This is a genomic window from Pantoea sp. R102, from assembly GCF_004916815.1.
Lineage (GTDB): Bacteria > Pseudomonadota > Gammaproteobacteria > Enterobacterales > Enterobacteriaceae > Pantoea > Pantoea dispersa.
In genome coordinates this window covers 19,949-40,697 of record NZ_SDFT01000124.1, presented here as the reverse complement: position 1 = coordinate 40,697, position 20,749 = coordinate 19,949, and the positions used below count along the sequence as shown (strand labels likewise).

Genomic DNA, 20,749 nt, shown 5'->3' with positions numbered 1-20,749 from the left:
GTCACTGATCGTGGTGGAAGGCGATAAAGCGTCAATGGAAGTTCCGGCGCCGTTTGCCGGTACGGTTAAAGCGCTGAAAGTGGCTACCGGCGATAAAGTCAGCACCGGTTCGCTTATCATGGTGTTCGAAGTTGAAGGCGCTGCGCCGGCTGCTGCGGCACCGGCAGCGAAACAGGAAGCCGCACCAGCTGCAGAAGCCAAACCGGCTGCTGCACCTGCGCCAGCAGCGGCGAAAGCCGATGCGAAGAGCGAATTCGCTGAAAACGATGCTTACGTGCACGCCACGCCGGTGATTCGTCGCCTGGCGCGCGAGTTCGGTGTTAACCTGGCGAAAGTCAAAGGCACCGGCCGTAAAGGTCGCATCCTCAAAGAGGACGTGCAGGCTTACGTGAAAGACGCGGTGAAACGCGCTGAAGCGGCACCGGCTGCGGCCGCAGGCGGCGGTATTCCGGGCATGCTGCCATGGCCGAAAGTGGACTTCAGCAAGTTCGGTGAAATCGAAGAAGTGGAACTGGGTCGTATCCAGAAAATCTCGGGTGCTAACCTGAGCCGTAACTGGGTAATGATTCCGCATGTGACTCACTTCGACAAAACCGATATCACCGATCTGGAAGCGTTCCGTAAGCAGCAGAATGCGGAAGCCGAGAAGCGCAAGCTGGATGTGAAGTTCACCCCGGTGGTGTTCATCATGAAAGCGGTCGCCGCGGCACTGGAGCAGATGCCACGTTTCAACAGCTCGCTGTCGGAAGATGGTCAGAAGCTGACGCTGAAAAAGTACATCAACATCGGTGTGGCGGTGGATACGCCAAACGGTCTGGTGGTTCCGGTGTTCAAAGACGTGAACAAGAAAGGCATCACTGAACTGTCGCGTGAGCTGATGGCGACGTCGAAAAAAGCGCGTGATGGCAAACTGACCGCCAGCGATATGCAGGGCGGCTGCTTCACCATCTCCAGCCTTGGCGGCCTCGGCACCACGCACTTCGCGCCAATTGTTAACGCGCCGGAAGTGGCTATCCTCGGGGTGTCTAAGTCGGCGATGGAGCCGGTGTGGAACGGCAAAGAGTTCGCTCCGCGCCTGATGATGCCGATTTCACTGTCGTTCGACCACCGCGTCATCGACGGTGCGGATGGTGCGCGCTTCATCACCATCATTAACAATATGCTGTCTGATATTCGCCGTCTGGTGATGTGACGTTAATCAAGGCCGGCAAATGCCGGCCTTGTTGTAAGCATTCGGAGTTGCCGCGGTTGGCAGTTTGTTAACAATTCTGTAAACTCTCGCGGTGAAATGTCCCGGTGGAGATAGGGCATCAAGAGCCTGGGAAAGGGTCGCTTTTGACCGCCGGCAATCTAACAAGAGGTCATGATGAGTACAGAGATTAAAACTCAAGTCGTGGTACTTGGGGCAGGTCCTGCAGGTTACTCTGCAGCCTTCCGTTGCGCTGATTTAGGTCTGGAAACCGTACTGGTAGAGCGCTACAGCACCCTCGGCGGTGTCTGTCTGAACGTCGGCTGTATCCCGTCAAAAGCGCTGCTGCACGTGGCGAAAGTCATCGAAGAAGCTAAAGCTCTGGAAGAGCACGGTATCGTGTTTGGCCAGCCGCAGACTGACATCAACAAAATCCGTACCTGGAAAGAGAAAGTCATCACTCAGCTGACCGGTGGTCTGGCTGGCATGGCAAAAGGCCGCAAAGTGAAAGTGGTCAACGGTCTGGGTAAATTCACCGGCGCCAACACGCTGGTAGTGGAAGGAGAGGGCGGCGCAACCACCATCAACTTCGATAACGCCATCATCGCTGCAGGCTCGCGTCCAATCGAACTGCCTTTCATTCCACATAACGATCCGCGCGTGTGGGACTCTACCGATGCGCTGGAGCTGAAAGAAGTTCCGAAGCGTCTGCTGGTTATGGGCGGTGGCATCATCGGTCTGGAGATGGGTACCGTCTACCATGCGCTGGGTTCAGAGATCGACGTGGTCGAGATGTTTGACCAGGTGATCCCGGCCGCCGATAAAGACGTGGTGAAAGTGTTCACCAAGCGTATCAGCAAGAAATTCAACCTGATGCTGGAAACCAAAGTCACCGCGGTAGAAGCGAAAGACGACGGTATCTACGTATCAATGGAAGGTAAAAAAGCGCCGGCTGAACCACAGCGTTACGACGCAGTGCTGGTGGCGATTGGCCGTGTACCGAACGGTAAAGGTCTGGATGCTGGCAAAGCAGGCGTGGAAGTGGACGATCGCGGCTTTATCCGCGTCGACAAACAGATGCGCACCAACGTGCCACACATCTATGCTATCGGTGACATCGTCGGTCAGCCAATGCTGGCGCACAAAGGCGTGCACGAAGGTCACGTGGCGGCAGAAGTGATTTCCGGTCTGAAGCACTACTTCGACCCGAAAGTGATCCCTTCTATCGCTTATACCGAGCCAGAAGTGGCCTGGGTGGGTCTGACCGAGAAAGAAGCCAAAGAGAAAGGCATCAGCTACGAAGTGTCCACCTTCCCGTGGGCGGCATCGGGCCGTGCTATCGCGTCTGACTGTGCAGACGGTATGACCAAACTGATCTTCGACAAAGAGACGCACCGTGTTATTGGTGGCGCGATTGTCGGTACCAACGGCGGCGAGCTGCTGGGTGAAATCGGTCTGGCTATCGAGATGGGTTGTGATGCCGAAGATATCGCGCTGACCATCCACGCGCACCCAACCCTGCACGAATCGGTTGGCCTGGCGGCGGAAGTGTTTGAAGGTAGCATTACTGACCTGCCAAATCCAAAAGCGAAAAAGAAATAATTTCGCCTGAGGCTTAGGTTTATTAACGGCTCCTGTAAGGAGCCGTTTTTTTATTAATTGAAAAAGTAAGTTGAATAGATAAAAGCGGGCGCAGGAGCAACACGTTAAACGATGCCGGAATAGCGGAGGAAACCCTCCGCTATTGAAGTTTACTGTTGTGCTTCGTAAGCCATGACAGCCGATAATTCAGCCGCGAATATCCGCAATCGTAATTCACACAGTGAACTGCGATTTGCCAGGCATAAACCTAACAGGATGAGCCCGCTGATAATCAGCGTGCTGAATTTCACCTTCATAATCACTTACTCCTTGCATTAGCACGAGCAAGCCATTACCCTGACACTGTCTGGGTGTAGGGTAGTGGCTCACCCGTGCGGTTAATGAAAATTAATCGCACGGTTCACCTTCCACCATCCACCTCAATTTCTTTTGCAGATCTTAAGGCAGATAGCCTCAAGCGCCCGCAGGCAGTCTACGCTATTTATTTATCATTTCCTCTTTTATTTTTTATCTCTTTTTTAAATCGCAGTTATTTTTTAAGGGTTTATTTTAATTGAATGACTAAGTTTAAAGATTCATTTAAACCGGCACTGCGTTGATAATTAATTAGATGTGCGCAAGGCATTGCGTTCAATATTTATCAGGTGATGTGGTATTGATTTTTCCTCAGGAAAACGTATGGGAAGCTGAACGGTAGCCGTTTAGTGCAAGCGCATTAGCACATAACCAAAAGTGAATGAACCGGCCTGAAAGGGGATTGCAGGTTATGGATTCGCTGCGTGAAGGCCGGATGCAACAAATTACGCGCTACAACCTGGCTCCGCTGGCTATCGGCACAGGCGCGAACAGCCGCTGTCACGGCCATTCTGGCGTCTCTCCTGGCGCAAAGCGCAGACAAATCTGCTAAATAACGCGCGGATGTTGCTTTTTTGTAAACGGATTAACAATCAGCCGAAATCCTGCTATGCTGGCCGACGCAGAACCGGGCACCTCACCCTACTGTTTGACAGCATCAACAGGTGCACCGGAAAGCTATACAATGAGAGCGAGGAGAACGTCGTGCTAGAAGAATACCGTAAGCACGTTGCCGAGCGTGCTGCCCAGGGAATCGTACCTAAGCCGTTAGATGCTTCCCAGATGGCCGCGCTGGTTGAACTGCTGAAAAACCCGCCAGCGGGTGAAGAAGAATTCCTGACTGACCTGCTGGTCAACCGTGTCCCGCCGGGTGTTGATGAAGCGGCGTATGTAAAAGCCGGATTCCTGGCAGCTATCGCAAAGGGCGAAGCCCACTCTCCTCTGGTCACTCGTGAAAAAGCAGTCGAACTGCTGGGCACCATGCAGGGCGGCTACAATATCCATGCGCTGATCGAGGCGCTTGACGATGAGGCTCTGGCACCGATTGCCGCTGAAGCACTGTCCCACACGCTGCTGATGTTCGATAACTTCTACGACGTCGAAGAGAAAGCCAAAGCGGGTAATCCCCACGCGAAGAAAATCCTCCAGTCCTGGGCTGATGCAGAATGGTTCCTCAAGCGTCCTAAGCTGGCAGAAAAAATCACCACCACCGTGTTCAAAGTGACCGGCGAAACCAACACCGACGACCTCTCTCCGGCGCCGGATGCATGGTCACGTCCGGATATTCCACTGCACGCGCTGGCGATGCTGAAAAACCCACGTGACGGCATCGAACCCGACGATGCTGGCAACATTGGCCCGATCAAACAAATTGAAGCTCTGCAGCAGAAAGGCTTCCCGCTGACCTACGTCGGTGACGTGGTTGGTACCGGTTCTTCACGTAAGTCCGCGACCAACTCAGTGCTGTGGTTCATGGGTGACGACATTCCGTATGTGCCGAACAAAAAAGGCGGCGGTCTGTGCCTCGGCGGTAAAATCGCGCCGATCTTCTTCAACACCATGGAAGATGCCGGCGCGCTGCCGATCGAACTCGACGTTGAGCGCCTGAACATGGGCGATGTGATTGACGTTTACCCTTACAAGGGTGAAGTACGCAATCACGAGACCAATGAACTGCTGGCGACCTTTGCGCTGAAAACTGACGTGCTGCTGGATGAAGTGCGCGCCGGTGGCCGTATTCCGCTGATTATCGGTCGCGGCCTGACCACCAAAGCGCGTGAGTCGCTGGGTCTGCCGCACAGCGATGTGTTCACCAAAGCCAAAGATGTGGCCGAAAGTAACCGTGGTTACTCGCTGGCGCAGAAAATGGTGGGCCGCGCCTGTGGCGTGGCAGGGATTCGTCCTGGCGCCTACTGTGAACCGAAAATGACCTCGGTCGGCTCTCAGGACACCACCGGTCCAATGACCCGTGATGAACTGAAAGATCTGGCGTGTCTGGGCTTCTCCTCCGATCTGGTGATGCAGTCCTTCTGTCACACTGCCGCTTATCCGAAGCCGGTCGATGTCACCACACACCACACGCTGCCGGACTTCATCATGAACCGTGGCGGTGTCTCGCTGCGTCCGGGCGATGGCGTGATTCACAGCTGGCTGAACCGTATGCTGCTGCCGGATACCGTCGGCACCGGCGGTGACTCACACACCCGCTTCCCGATTGGCATCTCGTTCCCGGCCGGTTCTGGTCTGGTGGCGTTTGCCGCCGCGACGGGCGTAATGCCTCTGGATATGCCGGAGTCAGTGCTGGTGCGCTTCAAAGGCGAAATGCAGCCGGGCATCACGCTGCGCGATCTGGTGCACGCGATTCCGCTGTACGCCATCAAGCAGGGCCTGCTGACCGTTGAGAAGAAAGGCAAGAAAAACATCTTCTCCGGTCGCGTGCTGGAAATCGAAGGTCTGCCGAAGCTGAAAGTTGAGCAGGCGTTTGAGCTGACCGATGCCTCGGCCGAGCGTTCTGCGGCGGGTTGTACCATCAAGCTGGATAAAGAGCCGATCATCGAGTATCTGAACTCCAACATCGTACTGCTGAAGTGGATGATCTCCGAAGGCTACGGCGACCGTCGTACGCTGGAGCGCCGTATCCAGGGCATGGAAAAATGGCTGGCCGATCCGCAACTGCTGGAAGCCGATTCCGATGCGGAATACGCAGCGGTGATCGAAATCGATCTGGCGGAAATCAAAGAGCCAATCCTGTGTGCGCCGAACGATCCGGACGACGCACGCTGGCTGTCTGACGTGCAGGGCGAGAAGATCGACGAAGTGTTCATCGGTTCGTGCATGACCAACATCGGTCACTTCCGTGCGGCAGGTAAACTGTTGGACGCGCACAAAGGCCAGCTGCCGACCCGCCTGTGGGTGGCGCCGCCAACCAAGATGGATGCCGCGCAGCTGACGGAAGAGGGCTACTACAGCGTCTTTGGTAAGAGCGGTGCGCGTATCGAGATTCCGGGCTGTTCACTGTGCATGGGTAACCAGGCGCGCGTGAAAGACGGCGCGACGGTGGTTTCCACCTCGACCCGTAACTTCCCGAACCGTCTGGGTACCGGTGCCAACGTGTTCCTGGCATCAGCCGAGCTGGCTGCGGTCGCTTCCCTGCTGGGTAAACTGCCTACGCCGGACGAGTATCAGCAGTTTATGGTGCAGGTGGATAAAACCGCTGCCGACACCTACCGCTACCTGAACTTTGATCAGCTGGGCCAGTACACCGAAAAAGCGGACGGAGTGATTTTCCAGACCGCGGTGTAAAATACGCCTGCCAGTGAAAAAGGGACGAGCGCATCGTCCCTTTTTTTATGCGCTTTTTTCCCTCGCCGTCTCCAGGCATAATGCGAGCGCGATCCCACTTTCTTGCGCGCGCTGCGCACAAAATGCACGAAAGCGTGCCGTCTGGCGCGCCACTGGTATGAGGCCAACATGGAATATGAATTTCTGCGTGACGTGACCGGTCAGGTCCGGGTGCGCATGTCGATGGACCACGAAGCGGTGGGGCACTGGTTCAATGAAGAGGTGAAAGAGAACTTTGCGCTGCTGGATGAAGTCGAAGCCGCGGTGCGTGCAGTCAAAGGCACGCAGCAGCAGTGGCAGCGCGTCGGGCACGAATATACGCTGTGGCTGGATGAGGAAGAGGTGATGATCCGCGCCAATCAGCTGGCGTTAGAGGATGACGGCCTGGAAGAGGGCATGACTTATTACGATGAGGAGAGCCTGTCGTTCTGCGGCGTGGAGGATTTCCTCGCGGTAATTGCTGCTTATCGCCGGTTTATGGCCGGCCGTTAACGGGCGCCCGCAGCCGGGGCGCCACTGCCGTTGCGCAGGTTACACGCCGTTAATGGCGGAACGGGCGTGGGATAAAGGTTCCTCATCCACAATCGGTTCGACCTTGCCGAGCAGGAACAGGTAGTTAAGGATTCCGATCACCACCAGCACCGCCGAGAACACCAGCGCCCAGGTAAAGTGGCCAGTGGCACCGACGATAGCGCCGGTAATGATTGGTCCGACCGCGCCGCCCATATTGGAGACGGTATTCTGCAGCCCGGCAACAATTGACACGCTGTTGGTGGGCGCAACATCGCCCGGCAGCGCCCACACCTGAGAGGCCGCGACGGTGGTGCCGGACTTAGCAATACACAGCAGCAGTACCGTCATGAACACGGAATCGGTGAACGGCGCGAACCCGATGCACAGCGCCATCAGCAGGCCAATCGTCAGGAACAGCTTGCGTGTGGCGGTCAGCGACAGCACTTTTTTATGCACCATACGGTCCGACGCCCAGCCCGCCAGCACCTCAATCACCATACCGCAGATCAGCGGCAGCGCCGCCACCATGCCCATTTTCAGGAAATCCATCCCTTTGTCTTTCACCAGGTAGGTTGGCAGCCAGGTGATAAAGAAGTAGGAAGTGTAATTGATGGTGAAGAAGCCAATACACATCGCCCAGATGTTGCGGTAGCGCAGCAGCTTGTACCACTTCATCGGCCGCACGTTCTTATCGCCGTGCTTCTGCGCCTGGCCATCGCGGATCAGGCGCACTTCATCGGTGCTGATCGCTTTGTGATCTTCCGGGTTCTCGGCATAAATGAAGTACCAGGCGATGACCCAGATCAGCCCGACGGCACCAATCGCCAGAAAGGTCAGACGCCAGTCAAACAGCGCGATCATAAAGACGATCAGCGGCATGGCGACGGCCCCGCCAAATTTTGATGCGCTGTCGAACAGGCCGGAGACGGTGGCGCGCTCGCGATCCGGGAACCAGCGCGCGGTAATACCGGCGTTGCTGGGATAAGCCGCCGCTTCACCCACGCCGAGCGCCAGACGCAGCGCCAGCAGCGATTTAAAGCCGGTAGCGAGCCCCATCGCCATGGTGGCAATCGACCACCAGCCGACAGCGATTCCGAGGCCTTTTTTCTGGCCGAAGCGGTCGGCAAACCAGCCTGCCGGGATCTGCAACAGTGCGTAGGACCAGAAAAATGCCGCCATGATAAAGCCCATCATCTCCGGATTGATGTCGAGCTCGGTGATCAGGTGCGGTGCGGCGGCAGAGAGTACGGTACGATCAATATAGTTAATGGCAATGGCCAGCCACATCAGGCCGGCGATCCACCATCTGATGCGTGTTGAGCGTGCGGTGTTGGTCATAATCATTATCCACGCGAAAAGGGTGACAGAGGAGGGCGGCGTCAGGCCAGCCCGTTCATGACATTCATCGGGCGTTCGCCCTGTTTTATACACTGCACAATCTGTGTCACGCAGCGTTCGCCGATGGCGCTGATGGCACCGTCGGTATAACCGGCAAGGTGCGCCGTGGGGATAAAGTTGCTCAGGGTGAACAGCGGATGCTGCGCCAGCGGCTCCTGCACAAAGACATCCGCCGCCGCACCGGCAATCACGTTATCCTGCAACGCCTGGTAGAGATCCTGCTCATTCACCACGCCACCGCGTGACGCGTTGATGAGAAACGCGCTCTTCTTCATGCGTTTCAGGCGCGCAGCGTCGAACAGGTTTTGCGTCTGGTCGGTGAGCGGCATATGTAAGGTGATGAAGTCGCTGTGCTCCGTCAGCTGATCGAGGCTGACAAACGTCACGCCGTGTTCGGCGGCGAAGGCGTCATCGGGGTAAAAATCGAAGGCGAGAATGCGCATATTGAAGCCTTTAGCGCGCAGTGCCACCTGCTTACCGATATTGCCCAGGCCGATGATGCCGAGCGTTTTGCCGTAGACGTCGGTGGCAAAAATGCGTGGCCAGTGGCCGGCGCGGGTCTCTATTGCGGCGGTGGTGATCTGGCGCGCACTATTGAGAATCAGCGCAAAGGCGAAATCGGCAACCGCGTGTTTGTTCGCGTCCGGCACGTTCGTCACGTAAATACCGCGCACACGCGTCGCGTCGAGGTCGATGTTATCGACGCCCACGCCGTGCTTGCAGACAATTTTCAGCTGCGGTGCCAGCGACAGCAGCGCATCGTTGACCTCGGTAAAGGCCACGATCAGGGCGACGGTGTCGGCGAGATGCGGCGCCAGCGCGCTGAGCGGTGCGTCGGTGGGCAGCGTAATCAGCTCAAAGCCCTGCTGGCGCAGTGTGTCGATCGGCGCGGCGTCGTAGCGGGCGAACGAAGGTGAAGTACAGATGACTTTCATAGCAAATGCGTCCCGGTGTTAATAACAGCAGCCATCGCTGCCTGAATCCGCCCCGCCTCCGTCAGATTAACCCTAACCCTGATGGCGGCAGGGGGTAGCGGCGGCTGTATTGCGCGATGAATCGCGCCGCTACCACAGTTGCGTGCGGTAAGTGCTTTGAATTTCCTGGCTTTACTGCAAATACTGATTCACGATCTGGCGGATCTTCTGCTCTTCCTCCGCAGAGAAGCGCACCGCATAGCGGCTGTCGCCGACCTCATAGCCGAGCAGCGCCACGGCTTTTTTCACCGCCGCCGGGGAAAAACCAATGCTGTAGAGATCGGTACGCAGGCCGGTGACGTTCTCCTGAGCGGCGCGCGATCCGGCGATGTCACCGGCATGGAAGCGCGCCCAGATGGCGTTAATCTCTTTCGGTGCCACGTTAGCCAGCCCGGAAATACAGGCGGAGCAGCCATCGACGAAGCCCTGATGAATCAGTGAATCCGGCCCGTTCAGTACATTGAAATGCGCAATACCTGCCGCTGCCTGCAGAAAGCCGCTCAGGCTTTCGTAGCTGCCGGCGCTGTCTTTGATGCCAATGATGTTGGGATGCGCTGCCAGCGTGCGCACGGTTTCCGGCTGCAGCGTATTACCGGTGCGCGCCGGAATGTTGTAGAGAAACAGCGGGACGTCGAGGGCGTCGGCCACGGCGCGGTAGTGATCAATCAGCTCTTCCTGTTTAAGCGGGACAAAGTAAGGGGTGATCACCGATACGGCATCCACGCCCAGCTTTGCCACTTGCCTGCCCAGCCGGATAGTCTCACGCGTCGAGATCTCGCCAATGTGCGCCACCACCGGTGCGCTGCCGTTTACTTCGTCGACGCAGGTCTCGGTCACCGCCAGCTTCTCCTGCTCGTTCAGCACGAAAAATTCCCCGTTGGTGCCGCCGCAGAAAATACCGTTACCGGCGCTCAGCTGACGCCGAATCTGTTCACGCTGCGCGGCAGGATTGTAGGCTCCGTCGCGATCAAAAGTGGTGACGATGGCGGTCAGTACGCCCTGAATGGTGTTGCTCATGATTTCCCCGCTCATGCTGAGTGATTTAACGCCGGAAACAGCGTCAGGTAGACGTTGCGCACATCGTCGGCGCTGACTTTCATCGGTACATTCTTCATCAGGCGCTGCACGTCCAGCGCGGCTTCGACCAGATACGGCAGATGATCCGGCCCGATACCCAGCGCTTCCAGGCTGGCCGGCAGTTTAAGGCGCTGCACCAGCGCGGCGAAATAGGCCACCAGCGCGTGCGATTTGGCCTCTTCATCCAGTGCGCTATCGGCATCCGGCAGCAGATCGTAGGCCTGCGCTAACTTGCTCACCGCCGCCGGACGCACAAACTGCATGCACGGCGCCAGCAGAATGGCGTTGGCCACGCCATGCGGCAGATGATACTTGCCGCCCAGCGGATAGGACATGGCGTGCACCAGATGTGTCCCGGCATGGGCGATCGCCGCTCCGCCGTAGTAGGACGCCCACAACATATTCAGCCGTGCTTCCAGGTTGTCCGGTTCGGCAAGGGTCTTTTCGAGGCTGGCGAACAGCTTTTTCATGCCGATCAGCGCATAGTTATCACTCACCGGATTGGCCACGGTGGCGGTGAAGCACTCAATCAGGTGACACAGCGCATCAATCCCGGTCGACGAGGCGATGTGCGCCGGCATGCTGGTGGTCAGTTCCGGAATCAGCGCCACGTAGTCCGGCAGCATCACCGGCGAAATAATACCGACCTTGGTCTCTTTCTCCGGGATGGCAAGGATGGCATTGGGCGTGGCTTCCGAGCCGGTGCCGGCCGTGGTCGGGATCAGTAAAGAAGCGGTACGCGTGTGCGGCTTCTCACCGGCCAGCAGTGCCGTCAGGGTTGGCGCATCGGCCACGCACAGCACGGACAGCAGCTTCGCCACATCCAGCACGCTGCCGCCGCCAATGCCGATCACCAGATCGACCTCGCCGTGCGGCAGTGCCGCAACAATCTCCGCCACATCATGCTGGCTCGGCTCGGGCGGCACCGTATCAATCAGGCTCAGGCTGGCGATCTGCTGCTGCAGCCGGGCGATAAGCGCCTGCACCGCCGGAATGCCCAGAATGTTTTTATCCGTGACCAGCAACGCCTTCTGCTTATCCTGCAGTAAATAGCTGAGATCGTTCAAAGCCTGATAGCCACTGATCACGGTGCTGTTGATATTCATGTCATGCCCTTATAACGGTTTTGCACATTATGATTAGGTTTGCTCAATGCTGTGCGGGGTGTATCCCTTTCTGAGGCTAAATTTATAGGCGATATCGATTTCAATTAATTTGATCTTGCTCACATATAATCAATCATGATTGAATATAATCAAATGCAGCACGGCAAGGGGCCGTGACAGGAGAGAAAATGACTTCATCGCCATGGAAAACGCCGGTTCTGGTGATTGCCGACGATTTTACCGGCGCCAATGACGCAGGCAGCGGCTTCGCGCTGGCCGGCGCACGCGTCCACGTGCTGTTCAATAACCTGACACCCCCGGATGCAGGCGCAGCGGATGTGCTGGTGATCAGCACCGATAGCCGTGCGGTCAGCGCAGCGGAAGCCGCCAGCCGCACGCATGCCGCCATTCAGCCGCATCAGCAGATAGCGCAACACGGCTGGCTGTTTAAGAAGATCGACTCAACGCTGCGCGGCAATCCAGGCGCTGAGGTAGCCGCCGCGCTGCAGGTCAGCGCGAAACGGCTGGCGCTGGTGGTGCCGGCGGTGCCTAAGCTGGGCCGCATCACGCGCGGCGGGGAAGTGTGGATCCATCAGCAGCGCCTGATCGACACCGAATTTGCCAGCGATCCTAAAACCCCGGTGACCAGCAGTAACGTGCTGACGCGGCTGCAGATGCAATGCGACCTGCCGGGCGAGCAGATCGATCTTGCCACGGTACGCAGCGGCACGCTGGCCGCACGGCTGGCGACCAGTCAGGGCCTGCTGGTACTGGACGCGGAACAGCAGGCGGATATCGACGCCATTATCGCGGCTGCCGCGACGCTGCCGGAACGTCCGCTGCTGGTCGGCGCGTCCGGGTTAAGCGATGCGCTGGGTGCGCATCTTGCTGCGCGCCCCTCTCGCCCGGTGCTGGCGATAGTCGGTTCGATGAGCGCCATGGCGCAGCAGCAAATCGCCCGGCTCGCCAGCCAGCGTGACATTCGCTTGATTGATATTGATATTTGCCAGCTGTTTGCCACACCGGCATGGCCACAGGCGGCGGCCTGGCAGCAGGCGATGATCCAGGCGCTGCGCGAGGGCGTGCACTGTGTGGTGCGCACTACGCAACAGGCTGACCAGCGCCACGCGATTGCGCAGCTGTGTCAGCAGCAGCAGATTACGCGCCAGCAGCTCGGTGAGCGCATCTGCCAGTTCCTGGCGCAGCTGACGCGCGCCGTCTGCGCGCACATTCAGCCTGCCGGCCTGTTTCTCTCCGGCGGTGACGTGGCCATCGCGGTAGCGCAGGCACTCGGGGCCAGCGGCTTTCAGATTCAGGGCCAGGTGGCGGGCTGTGTGCCGCACGGGGTTCTGCTTAACAGTGAATTACACCTGCCGGTGATGACCAAAGCGGGTGGCTTTGGTGATGAAAACACCCTGGCAGAAGCCATTCGTTTTATTGAGGAGAAGTCGAGTGAATAACACTATTGCGGTGACCATGGGCGATCCGGCGGGCATCAGCCCGGAAATCATCATTAAAGCGCTGGCAGAAGGGGAGCTGGCGGGCATTCCGGCGGTGGTGGTCGGCTGTGCCGCGACGCTGCGTCGGGTGCTGGCGTTGAATATTACGCCGCACGCCGAGCTGCGCGTGCTGGACAGCGTGCAGGATGCGCATTTCGCACCGGGCATCATTAACGTCATCGATGAGCCGCTGGCCGATCCTGACGCGCTGCAGCCGGGCAAGGTGCAGAAGCAGGCCGGCGATCTGGCCTGGCGCTGCGTGAAGCGCGCCACCGAACTGGCGCTGGCGGGCGACGTGCAGGCGATTGCCACCGCTCCGCTGAACAAAGAGGCGCTGCACGCGGCGGGCCACCTTTATCCCGGTCACACTGAACTGCTGGCACAGCTGACCCAGACCAAAAATTACGCCATGGTGCTGTATACCGACCATCTGAAAGTGATCCACGTGACCACGCACATCGCGCTGCGTAAGTTCCTCGACACGCTGAACGGCGAACGTATTCAGACGGTGATCGGCATGGCTGACAGCTTCCTGCGCCGCGTGGGCTATGACCAACCGCGCATCGCCGTCGCCGGGGTCAATCCGCACGCGGGCGAGAATGGCCTGTTTGGTGATGAAGAGATCACCACGGTGACGCCAGCGATCCAGGCAATGAAGCAGCAGGGCATTGATGTCTATGGGCCGTGCCCGCCGGATACGGTGTTTTTACAGTGCCAGCAGGGGCAGTACGATATGGTAGTGGCGATGTACCACGATCAGGGGCATATCCCGTTGAAACTGCTTGGCTTTTACGATGGCGTTAACATCACGGCGGGACTGCCGTTTATCCGCACTTCCGCCGACCACGGCACGGCATTTGATATCGCCTGGACAGGTAAAGCGAACTCTGCGAGCATGGCGATCTCGATTAAACTCGCGATGCAGCTTGCATAGGGAAATATGAAGGGACAAAGCCGTCTCGACCAGATTATGGACTATCTCAAAAGTCATAATCTGGTCACTGTTGAACAGCTGGTGAGCGCCATTTCTGCTTCGCCAGCCACCATTCGCCGCGATCTGATTAAGCTGGACAAGGAAGGGGTGATTAGCCGCAGCCACGGCGGCGTCACGCTGAACCGCTTTATCCCGACGCAGCCGACCACGCTGGAGAAGATGCAGCGTAACCTGGCGGAGAAGCAGGCCATCGCGCAGTTCGCCGCCAGCTATGTGCAGTCCGGCGATGCGGTAGTGCTGGATGCCGGCACCACCATGCTGGAACTGGCACGACAGCTGACCCATTTGCAGCTGCGGGTGATCACCGCCGATCTGCACATTGCGTTGTTTTTGTCGGAGTTTAAACAGATTGAGACCACCATCATCGGCGGCCGCATCGACGACTCCAGCCAGTCGTGCATTGGTGAGCACGGCCGGCGCCTGCTGCGCAGCATCAATCCGGACATTGCGTTTGTCAGCTGTAACTCATGGAGTATTGAGCGCGGTATTACCACGCCGACGGAAGACAAAGCCGGGCTGAAGATGGATCTGCTGGCCAATGCGCGCCGGCGCATTCTGCTGGCCGACAGCAGTAAATATGGCTCATGGTCGCTGTACTGCGCGGCACCGATTGATAGCCTGACCGATGTGGTGACAGATTCCCGCCTTGATGAAGCGGTATGCCGTGATTTGCGCGAGCGCGGCATTGGCCTGCAGCTGACCGCGTAAATGTGCCGCCCGCATCAGCGGGTGAATGACGTGCGCTGCGTTACCGCGGCGCAGCCTTCACCCACTGCTGGCGCTGAGTTATAACAACTTCAATCCCGTCGCCGGAATATTGCGCCCGTAATAAATCTCACGCATCTCCTTCCACAACAGATTGGTAATGCGCTTGTGCTCCTGCGGGCTCAGCTCTTCAGGTTTGGTGTTGAACAGGTAATACTTCAGATCAAATTCTTTCAGCAACATCTTGGTATGAAAGATGTTTTCCTGATAAACGTTAACGTCCACCATGTCGTACATCGCTTTCATATCCTCGGACATAAAGTTCTGAATGGAATTGATCTCATGGTCGATGAAATGCTTCACGCCATTGACGTCGCGGGTGAAGCCGCGCACGCGGTAATCCACGGTCACGATATCCGACTCCAGCTGGTGGATCAGATAATTTAGCGCCTTCAGGGGCGAAATCACGCCGCAGGTCGAGACTTCAATGTCGGCGCGGAAGGTACATAAACCGCCTTCCGGGTGACTCTCCGGATAGGTGTGCACGCAGATGTGACTCTTGTCGAGGTGCGCCACCACCGAACTGGGCAGCGGGCCGGGATGCTCGGAGTTATCGATATCCTGAGGATTGATCGGCTCTTCGCTGACCAGAATCGTCACGCTGGCACCCTGCGGCTCATAATCCTGGCGCGCGATATTCAGCACGTTAGCACCGATGATTGAGCAGGTCTCGGTGAGGATTTCCGTCAGGCGGTTGGCATTATATTGCTCATCAATATAGGCGATATAGCCATCACGTTCGGCTTCGCTATTGGCATAGCAAATGTCGTAGATACAAAAACTCAGGCTTTTGGTCAGATTATTGAAGCCATGTAGTTTTAGCTTTTGCAATTGGGTTCACCTCCTGAGATCAGCTGAGCGCGTTTAAAAGATATTGCGGCAGGGCAAAGCTGCCGATGTGCAGCTGTGGCGTGTAGTAACGGCAGGGCAGTCCGGCTGCGGCAAAACGTGACTGCAGCGTCGCAAGGTCCGGCTGGCGCAGCGCCGGATCGTCGCTCGCCCAGGCGAAGGTCATGATGCCGCCGTAGTAGGTCGGAATCGCCGCCTGGTAAAAGCTGACGTCAGCGAAATAGTGGCTGAGTTTGCGGTGGCTGTTGACCGCTTCATCCTGCTGCAGGAAGCAGACGCCGTTCTGCGCGACAAACACGCCACCGGGATTGAGCGCCTGTTTGCAGCCGGCATAAAACGCCGAGGTGAACAGACTCTCGCCGGGACCGATTGGATCGGTACAGTCGGAGATGATCACATCAAACCGTTCCTGCGTCTGGCTGACGAAGTTAACGCCATCGTCGATCACCAGCTGCAGACGCGGATCGTCGTAAGCGCCGGCGCTGTGGTTAGGCAGATAGGTTTGACAGAAATTCACCACGCCGGCATCAATTTCCACCATGGTGATGTGCTCAACGCGCTGATGCCGGGCGACCTCGCGCAGCATCGCGCCGTCGCCGCCGCCGATAATCAATACGCGCCGGGCGTTGCCGTGCGCCAGAATCGGCACGTGCGTCATCATTTCATGGTAGATAAACTCATCGCGCTCGGTGGTTTGCACCACGCCGTCCAGCGCCATAACGCGACCAAAGGCCGCGTTTTCAAAGATCACCAGATCCTGATGCGCGGTTTTATCGCGGTAAAGCAGATTGTCTACGCTGAAATATTGGCCAAAGCCGCTGTGCAGCGTCTCATGCCAGGTGTCGTTGTCGGCCATGCCGGAGCGCTCCTTATGCTGTTAACGCGCAATAATGCCAGAAAAAAGCATAACGAATTATGACCGTGCTTGCACGGTCAGGGCGTTAACAGCAGCGCAGGGCGGAGGATTATTTCACGTAGGCAAGCAGGCTGAGGGAATCGCGCGCCAGCGACTTACACTTTTTGTCGTTGGTGATGGCGATACCGCTCAAATCTTTGTAGCTCTCTTCACCGAGGGATTTCATGTTGTAAGCGCTGTAGTTGCTCAGATCCCAGCGGTTTTGCTGGGCAAAAAACACCAGTGCTTTACGAATCTGCGCGTCGGGCAGATCCTGATAGCCGCAATCATTTTTCAGATAGACAAACACCGCGGTGAGGTCAGCCAGATCTTCTGCTTCGGATTCGCTCAGGGCAAAACTGGTGGAGGAGAAGCCAAGGAGTCCCGCCAGCAGCAGGATCTTGATGCTTTTCGTCATAATCGTTCTCAACAAGGGACAATTTAATGACGTTAGCACAGTTATTGCCGGGATTCCGCTAAATTTGGCTAAATGGGCCACTGGCGCGTTTTTTATCCCGGCGGGCGCTTTCATCGCTTGACCCTCCCGCAGGGGAAAGGTTTACGCTGTGCCCCTATTCACGATAAGGATATGAATATGCAACGTCGTCATTTTCTCAAGCTGACTGCCGCCCTCAGTGCAGCCGGCGCGCTGCCCTTCTGGAGCCGCTCGCTGATGGCCGCTACGCGCCCGCTGTTGCCCATCCCGTCGCTGCTGGAGCCCGATGCACACGGCCAGTACACGCTGACCGCCATGACCGGCAGCAGCCAGTGGAACGGCAAATCCGTCCCAACCTGGGGTTACAACGGTAGCCTGCTCGGCCCGGCGCTGCGCCTGCAGCGTGAGAAAAGCGTCACCGTCAATATTCATAATCGCCTGCCGGAAGCCACCACGCTGCACTGGCACGGGCTGGAAATTCCCGGCGCGGTGGATGGCGGTCCGCAGGCGCTGATTGCGCCCGGCGCCACGCGTCAGGTGAGTTTTACCCCCGATCAACCGGCGGCGACCTGCTGGTTCCATCCGCATCAGCACGGCAAAACCGGCTATCAGGTGGCGCAGGGGCTGGCGGGGCTGGTACTGCTGGAAGATGAGGCGTCCGGCAAGCTGCGGCTGCCGATGCAGTGGGGCGAAGATGATGTGCCGCTGATTTTCCAGGATAAGCAGCTCACTCAGGACGGCACGCGTATCGATTATCAGCTGGATATCATGCGCGCCGCCGTGGGCTGGTTTGGCGATTTGATGCTGACCAATGGCGTGCCGTATCCGCAGCACGCGGTGCCGCGCGGCTGGCTGCGGCTACGCCTGCTCAACGGCTGCAATGCGCGCTCGCTGCACATCGCCGCCAGCGATAGACGTCCGCTGTACGTGGTGCCGAGCGACGGTGGCCTGCTGGCTGAACCGGTGAAGGTGGAGAGCCTGCCGCTGCTGCCGGGCGAGCGCTTTGAAGTGCTGGTGGATACTTCAGACGGCAAAACCTTCGATATCGTAACGCTGCCGGTCACGCAGATGGGCATGACGCTGGCGCCGTTCGATCAGCCGCTGCCGCTGGTGCAGATTCTTCCGCTGCGCGTGATGGCCAGCGGTACGCTGCCGGACCAGCTGGTGGATGTGCCGCCGCTGCCGGCAATGGAAGGGCTGCAGAGCCGCTGGCTACAGCTGATGATGGATCCGCAGCTGGATCAGCAGGGCATGCAGGCGTTACAGCAGCGCTACGGTGCCAAAGCGATGGGCAGCCAGCACGGCGCGGGCAAAGCGATGGATCACGGCAGCATGAACATGGACCATGGCGCGATGGAGCATGGCAACATGGAGCACGGCGATATGGCGATGGATCAGGGCAACCCTGCCAGCAGCGCCGCATATGATTTCCACAACGGCAACAAAATCAACGGCCAGGCCTTTAACATGGAAAAGCCCATGTTTGCCGTGCCGCTGGGCAAGTATGAAAAATGGACCATCTCCGGCGAAGGCGACGCCATGCTGCATCCGTTCCACATTCACGGCACGCAGTTCCGCATTCTGTCCGAGAACGGCAAGCCGCCTGCGGCGCATCGTGCCGGCTGGAAAGACATGGTCAGCGTCAACGGCTGGCGCAGTGAAGTGCTGGTGCGCTTCAACTACGTCGCCGATACTGAAAATGCCTATATGGCGCACTGCCATCTGCTGGAGCATGAAGATACCGGCATGATGCTGGGCTTTACGGTGAGCTGACGGCCGCTTCCAGCGCCAGGCGAATATCCTCAATCAAATCATCGGCATGTTCGATGCCGATCGACAGGCGCACCGTCGCGTCGGTGATGCCGATGCGCTCCCGCACCTCCTGCGGCACGCCGGAATGGGTGGTGCTGGCGGGATGGCTGGCGAGCGACTCGGTGCCGCCGAGGCTCACCGCCAGTTTGAACAGCGCCAGCGCGTTGAGAAAGCGGAATGCCGCAGCCTGGCCGCCCTCAATATCAAAGGAGAAGGTGGAACCGGCGCCGCTGCACTGGCGCTGCCAGGTTTCTCCTGCCGGACTGCTGACGTCGAGATAGGGCAGCCAGTGCAGTTTCGCCACCTGCGCGTGATCGCGTAAAAATGCCGCGACCTGTTCCGCATTGCTGGCGGCTTTCTCCATGCGCAGCGACAGCGTTTCCAGCGAGCGGCCAATCATCCAGCTGGAGTGCGGATCGAGCTGGGTGCCAATCGCGCTGCGCAGCGAACGCACTTTGTTCATTAACGCCCGGCTGCCCAGCGCGGCGCCGGCAATCAAATCGGAATGACCGCCGACATATTTGGTCAGCGAGTAGAGCGAGATATCCGCGCCGTGCTGCAGCGGACGCTGAAACAGCGGGCCGAGCAGGGTGTTGTCGCAGGCGAGAATCGGCCGGGAGCCCTGCTGCTGGGTGATCACCTCCGCCACCTGACGCATCAGTTGGATGTCTACCAGACTGTTGGTGGGGTTGGCCGGCGTTTCAATCAGAATCATCGCGACGCGCCCGCGCTGCCACGCCAGCTTCGCGGCTTCATACACTTTATCTTCGTCGGTGCCGTCGCTGAATCCCACCGCTTTGATCTCCAGATCGTGCAGCGTTTTGCTCAGCAGCGTTTCGGTGCCGCCGTACAGCGGCTGCGAGTGCAGGATCACTTCGCCGGGACGGGCAAAGGTCAGCAGCGTGGTGGCAATCGCCGACATGCCGGAAGAGAACAGCGCGGCGCTTTCGGCACCTTCATAAATGGCCAGCCGATCTTCGACGATCTCGCTGTTAGGATGGTTGAAGCGGGAATAGACCAGCCCGCCGCTTTTGCCCGCCGGCGGTTGCTGGCGGCCGGCAACGAAATCGAAAAATTCTTTGCCCTCTTCGGCGCTGTTAAACACAAAGGTTGACGTCAGAAACACCGGCGGCTTCACCGCACCTTCTGACAGGCGCGGATCGTAACCGTAGTTGAGCATCTGCGTTTCCGGATGCAGTTCACGCGTGCCGATCTGCGTTTTTTTACCTGATGAAGCGGCCATAGGGATCTCCAGAGAGAGCGGGGCAGGATGCTTACAGTTAACGCCAGCGCAATAAATTTCGCCACGATAACGTTTGCGTTCTGTGCGCGGCGTTAGCCTGTGCGTCGACTATGATAGAATGCGCGGCTTTCTGAAAACCTTCTTAGGCGAATGCAATGAAACACACCGTCGACGTGATGATCTCTGAGCAGGAGATCGCAACCCGTATTGCCGAACTGGGCAAGCAGATCAGCGAGCACTACCGCAACAGCGGCAGCGAAATGGTGCTGGTCGGCCTGCTGCGCGGCTCCTTCATGTTTATGGCTGACCTGTGCCGCGCCATTGATGTCGCGCACGAAGTCGACTTCATGACCGCCTCCAGCTACGGCAGCGGCATGTCCTCCACGCGCGACGTGAAAATCCTCAAAGATCTCGATGAAGACATTCGCGGCAAAGATGTGCTGATCGTCGAAGACATCATCGACTCCGGTAACACCCTGAGCAAAGTGCGTGAAATTCTGCAGCTGCGTGAGCCAAAATCACTGGCGATCTGCACGCTGCTGGATAAGCCGGAGCGTCGTGAAGTTGAGGTGCCGGTCGAGTTTGTCGGCTTTACCATTCCGGATGAGTTCGTGGTCGGCTTCGGTATTGATTACGCACAGCGCTACCGCCATTTGCCGTATATTGGCAAAGTTACGCTGCTGGACGAATAACCGCACAAT

General features: G+C 58.0%; 17 protein-coding genes. 9 read left to right on the top strand and 8 right to left on the bottom strand.

The genetic code is table 11. The annotated features are described in order from the left end of the window. From aceF to yacL, 4 genes are all read left to right on the top strand, one after another. A partial coding sequence (aceF, locus tag ERD80_RS13805; RefSeq protein WP_136547278.1) for a dihydrolipoyllysine-residue acetyltransferase occupies nucleotides 1-1,192 on the top strand: 1,192 nt, incomplete at its 5' end. Nucleotides 1,193-1,366: 174 nt separating this feature from the next. Beyond that, complete coding sequence (gene lpdA / locus ERD80_RS13800; RefSeq protein WP_021507536.1) at nucleotides 1,367-2,791, top strand: dihydrolipoyl dehydrogenase; 1,425 nt, start codon at nucleotides 1,367-1,369, stop codon at nucleotides 2,789-2,791. A 1,059-nt stretch (nucleotides 2,792-3,850) separates the two neighbouring features. Beyond that, entirely contained in the window at nucleotides 3,851-6,448 is a 2,598-nt protein-coding gene (acnB, locus tag ERD80_RS13790; protein ID WP_136547276.1) for a bifunctional aconitate hydratase 2/2-methylisocitrate dehydratase, read from the top strand. A 168-nt stretch (nucleotides 6,449-6,616) separates the two neighbouring features. Beyond that, entirely contained in the window at nucleotides 6,617-6,979 is a 363-nt protein-coding gene (gene yacL / locus ERD80_RS13785) for a protein YacL (protein WP_031279698.1), read from the top strand. 39 nt (nucleotides 6,980-7,018) lie between these two features. Here yacL and ERD80_RS13780 read toward each other — a convergent pair whose 3' ends face one another. The 4 genes from ERD80_RS13780 to ERD80_RS13765 all read right to left on the bottom strand — a co-directional run bounded on the left by ERD80_RS13780 (nucleotide 7,019) and on the right by ERD80_RS13765 (nucleotide 11,555). Next, entirely contained in the window at nucleotides 7,019-8,338 is a 1,320-nt protein-coding gene (locus ERD80_RS13780; RefSeq protein ID WP_058780450.1) for an MFS transporter, read from the bottom strand. Between the two features lie 41 nt (nucleotides 8,339-8,379). Then, complete coding sequence (locus ERD80_RS13775; RefSeq protein WP_136547274.1) at nucleotides 8,380-9,333, bottom strand: phosphoglycerate dehydrogenase; 954 nt, start codon at nucleotides 9,331-9,333, stop codon at nucleotides 8,380-8,382. 171 nt (nucleotides 9,334-9,504) lie between these two features. Next, nucleotides 9,505-10,389 carry a dihydrodipicolinate synthase family protein gene (locus ERD80_RS13770; RefSeq protein ID WP_127833687.1) on the bottom strand — a complete coding sequence of 295 codons (885 nt, stop codon included), beginning with the start codon at nucleotides 10,387-10,389 and terminating at the stop codon, nucleotides 9,505-9,507. 11 nt (nucleotides 10,390-10,400) lie between these two features. Continuing rightward, complete coding sequence (locus ERD80_RS13765; protein ID WP_136547272.1) at nucleotides 10,401-11,555, bottom strand: iron-containing alcohol dehydrogenase; 1,155 nt, start codon at nucleotides 11,553-11,555, stop codon at nucleotides 10,401-10,403. Between the two features lie 188 nt (nucleotides 11,556-11,743). On the opposite strand from ERD80_RS13765, the gene ERD80_RS13760 reads away from it, so the two are divergent. The 3 genes from ERD80_RS13760 to ERD80_RS13750 are packed head-to-tail and all read left to right on the top strand — an operon-like array spanning nucleotide 11,744 to nucleotide 14,756. After that, nucleotides 11,744-13,015, top strand: coding sequence for a four-carbon acid sugar kinase family protein (locus tag ERD80_RS13760; RefSeq protein ID WP_136547271.1), 1,272 nt, complete (start codon nucleotides 11,744-11,746; stop codon nucleotides 13,013-13,015). Beyond that, nucleotides 13,008-13,988, top strand: coding sequence for a D-threonate 4-phosphate dehydrogenase (locus ERD80_RS13755; RefSeq protein ID WP_104094017.1), 981 nt, complete (start codon nucleotides 13,008-13,010; stop codon nucleotides 13,986-13,988). Before ERD80_RS13760 ends, ERD80_RS13755 begins: the two co-directional genes overlap by 8 nt. 6 nt (nucleotides 13,989-13,994) lie before the next feature. Next, entirely contained in the window at nucleotides 13,995-14,756 is a 762-nt protein-coding gene (locus tag ERD80_RS13750; RefSeq protein ID WP_022547144.1) for a DeoR/GlpR family DNA-binding transcription regulator, read from the top strand. A gap of 78 nt (nucleotides 14,757-14,834) precedes the next feature. Here the strand turns inward: ERD80_RS13750 and speD are convergent, their stop codons facing one another. The 3 genes from speD to ERD80_RS13735 all read right to left on the bottom strand — a co-directional run bounded on the left by speD (nucleotide 14,835) and on the right by ERD80_RS13735 (nucleotide 16,975). Further along, nucleotides 14,835-15,644: an adenosylmethionine decarboxylase gene (gene speD / locus ERD80_RS13745; protein WP_021507527.1), complete on the bottom strand. Its 810-nt coding sequence runs from the start codon at nucleotides 15,642-15,644 to the stop codon at nucleotides 14,835-14,837. A 19-nt stretch (nucleotides 15,645-15,663) separates the two neighbouring features. Further along, a complete protein-coding gene (speE, locus tag ERD80_RS13740) occupies nucleotides 15,664-16,518 on the bottom strand; it encodes a polyamine aminopropyltransferase (protein WP_136547269.1) in 855 nt (284 codons plus the stop codon). A 109-nt stretch (nucleotides 16,519-16,627) separates the two neighbouring features. Further along, complete coding sequence (locus ERD80_RS13735) at nucleotides 16,628-16,975, bottom strand: YacC family pilotin-like protein (protein ID WP_021507525.1); 348 nt, start codon at nucleotides 16,973-16,975, stop codon at nucleotides 16,628-16,630. A gap of 177 nt (nucleotides 16,976-17,152) precedes the next feature. Here ERD80_RS13735 and cueO point away from each other — a divergent pair, with 177 nt between their 5' ends. Then, a complete protein-coding gene (gene cueO / locus ERD80_RS13730) occupies nucleotides 17,153-18,766 on the top strand; it encodes a multicopper oxidase CueO (protein ID WP_136547267.1) in 1,614 nt (537 codons plus the stop codon). Here the strand turns inward: cueO and ERD80_RS13725 are convergent. Further along, complete coding sequence (locus ERD80_RS13725) at nucleotides 18,753-20,048, bottom strand: cystathionine gamma-synthase family protein (protein WP_136547265.1); 1,296 nt, start codon at nucleotides 20,046-20,048, stop codon at nucleotides 18,753-18,755. The two genes, cueO and ERD80_RS13725, sit on opposite strands and share 14 nt — an antisense overlap. Before the next feature lie 155 nt (nucleotides 20,049-20,203). Between ERD80_RS13725 and hpt the strand changes: the two genes are divergently transcribed. After that, a complete protein-coding gene (gene hpt, locus ERD80_RS13720) occupies nucleotides 20,204-20,740 on the top strand; it encodes a hypoxanthine phosphoribosyltransferase (protein WP_021507522.1) in 537 nt (178 codons plus the stop codon). Nucleotides 20,741-20,749 lie beyond the last annotated feature (9 nt).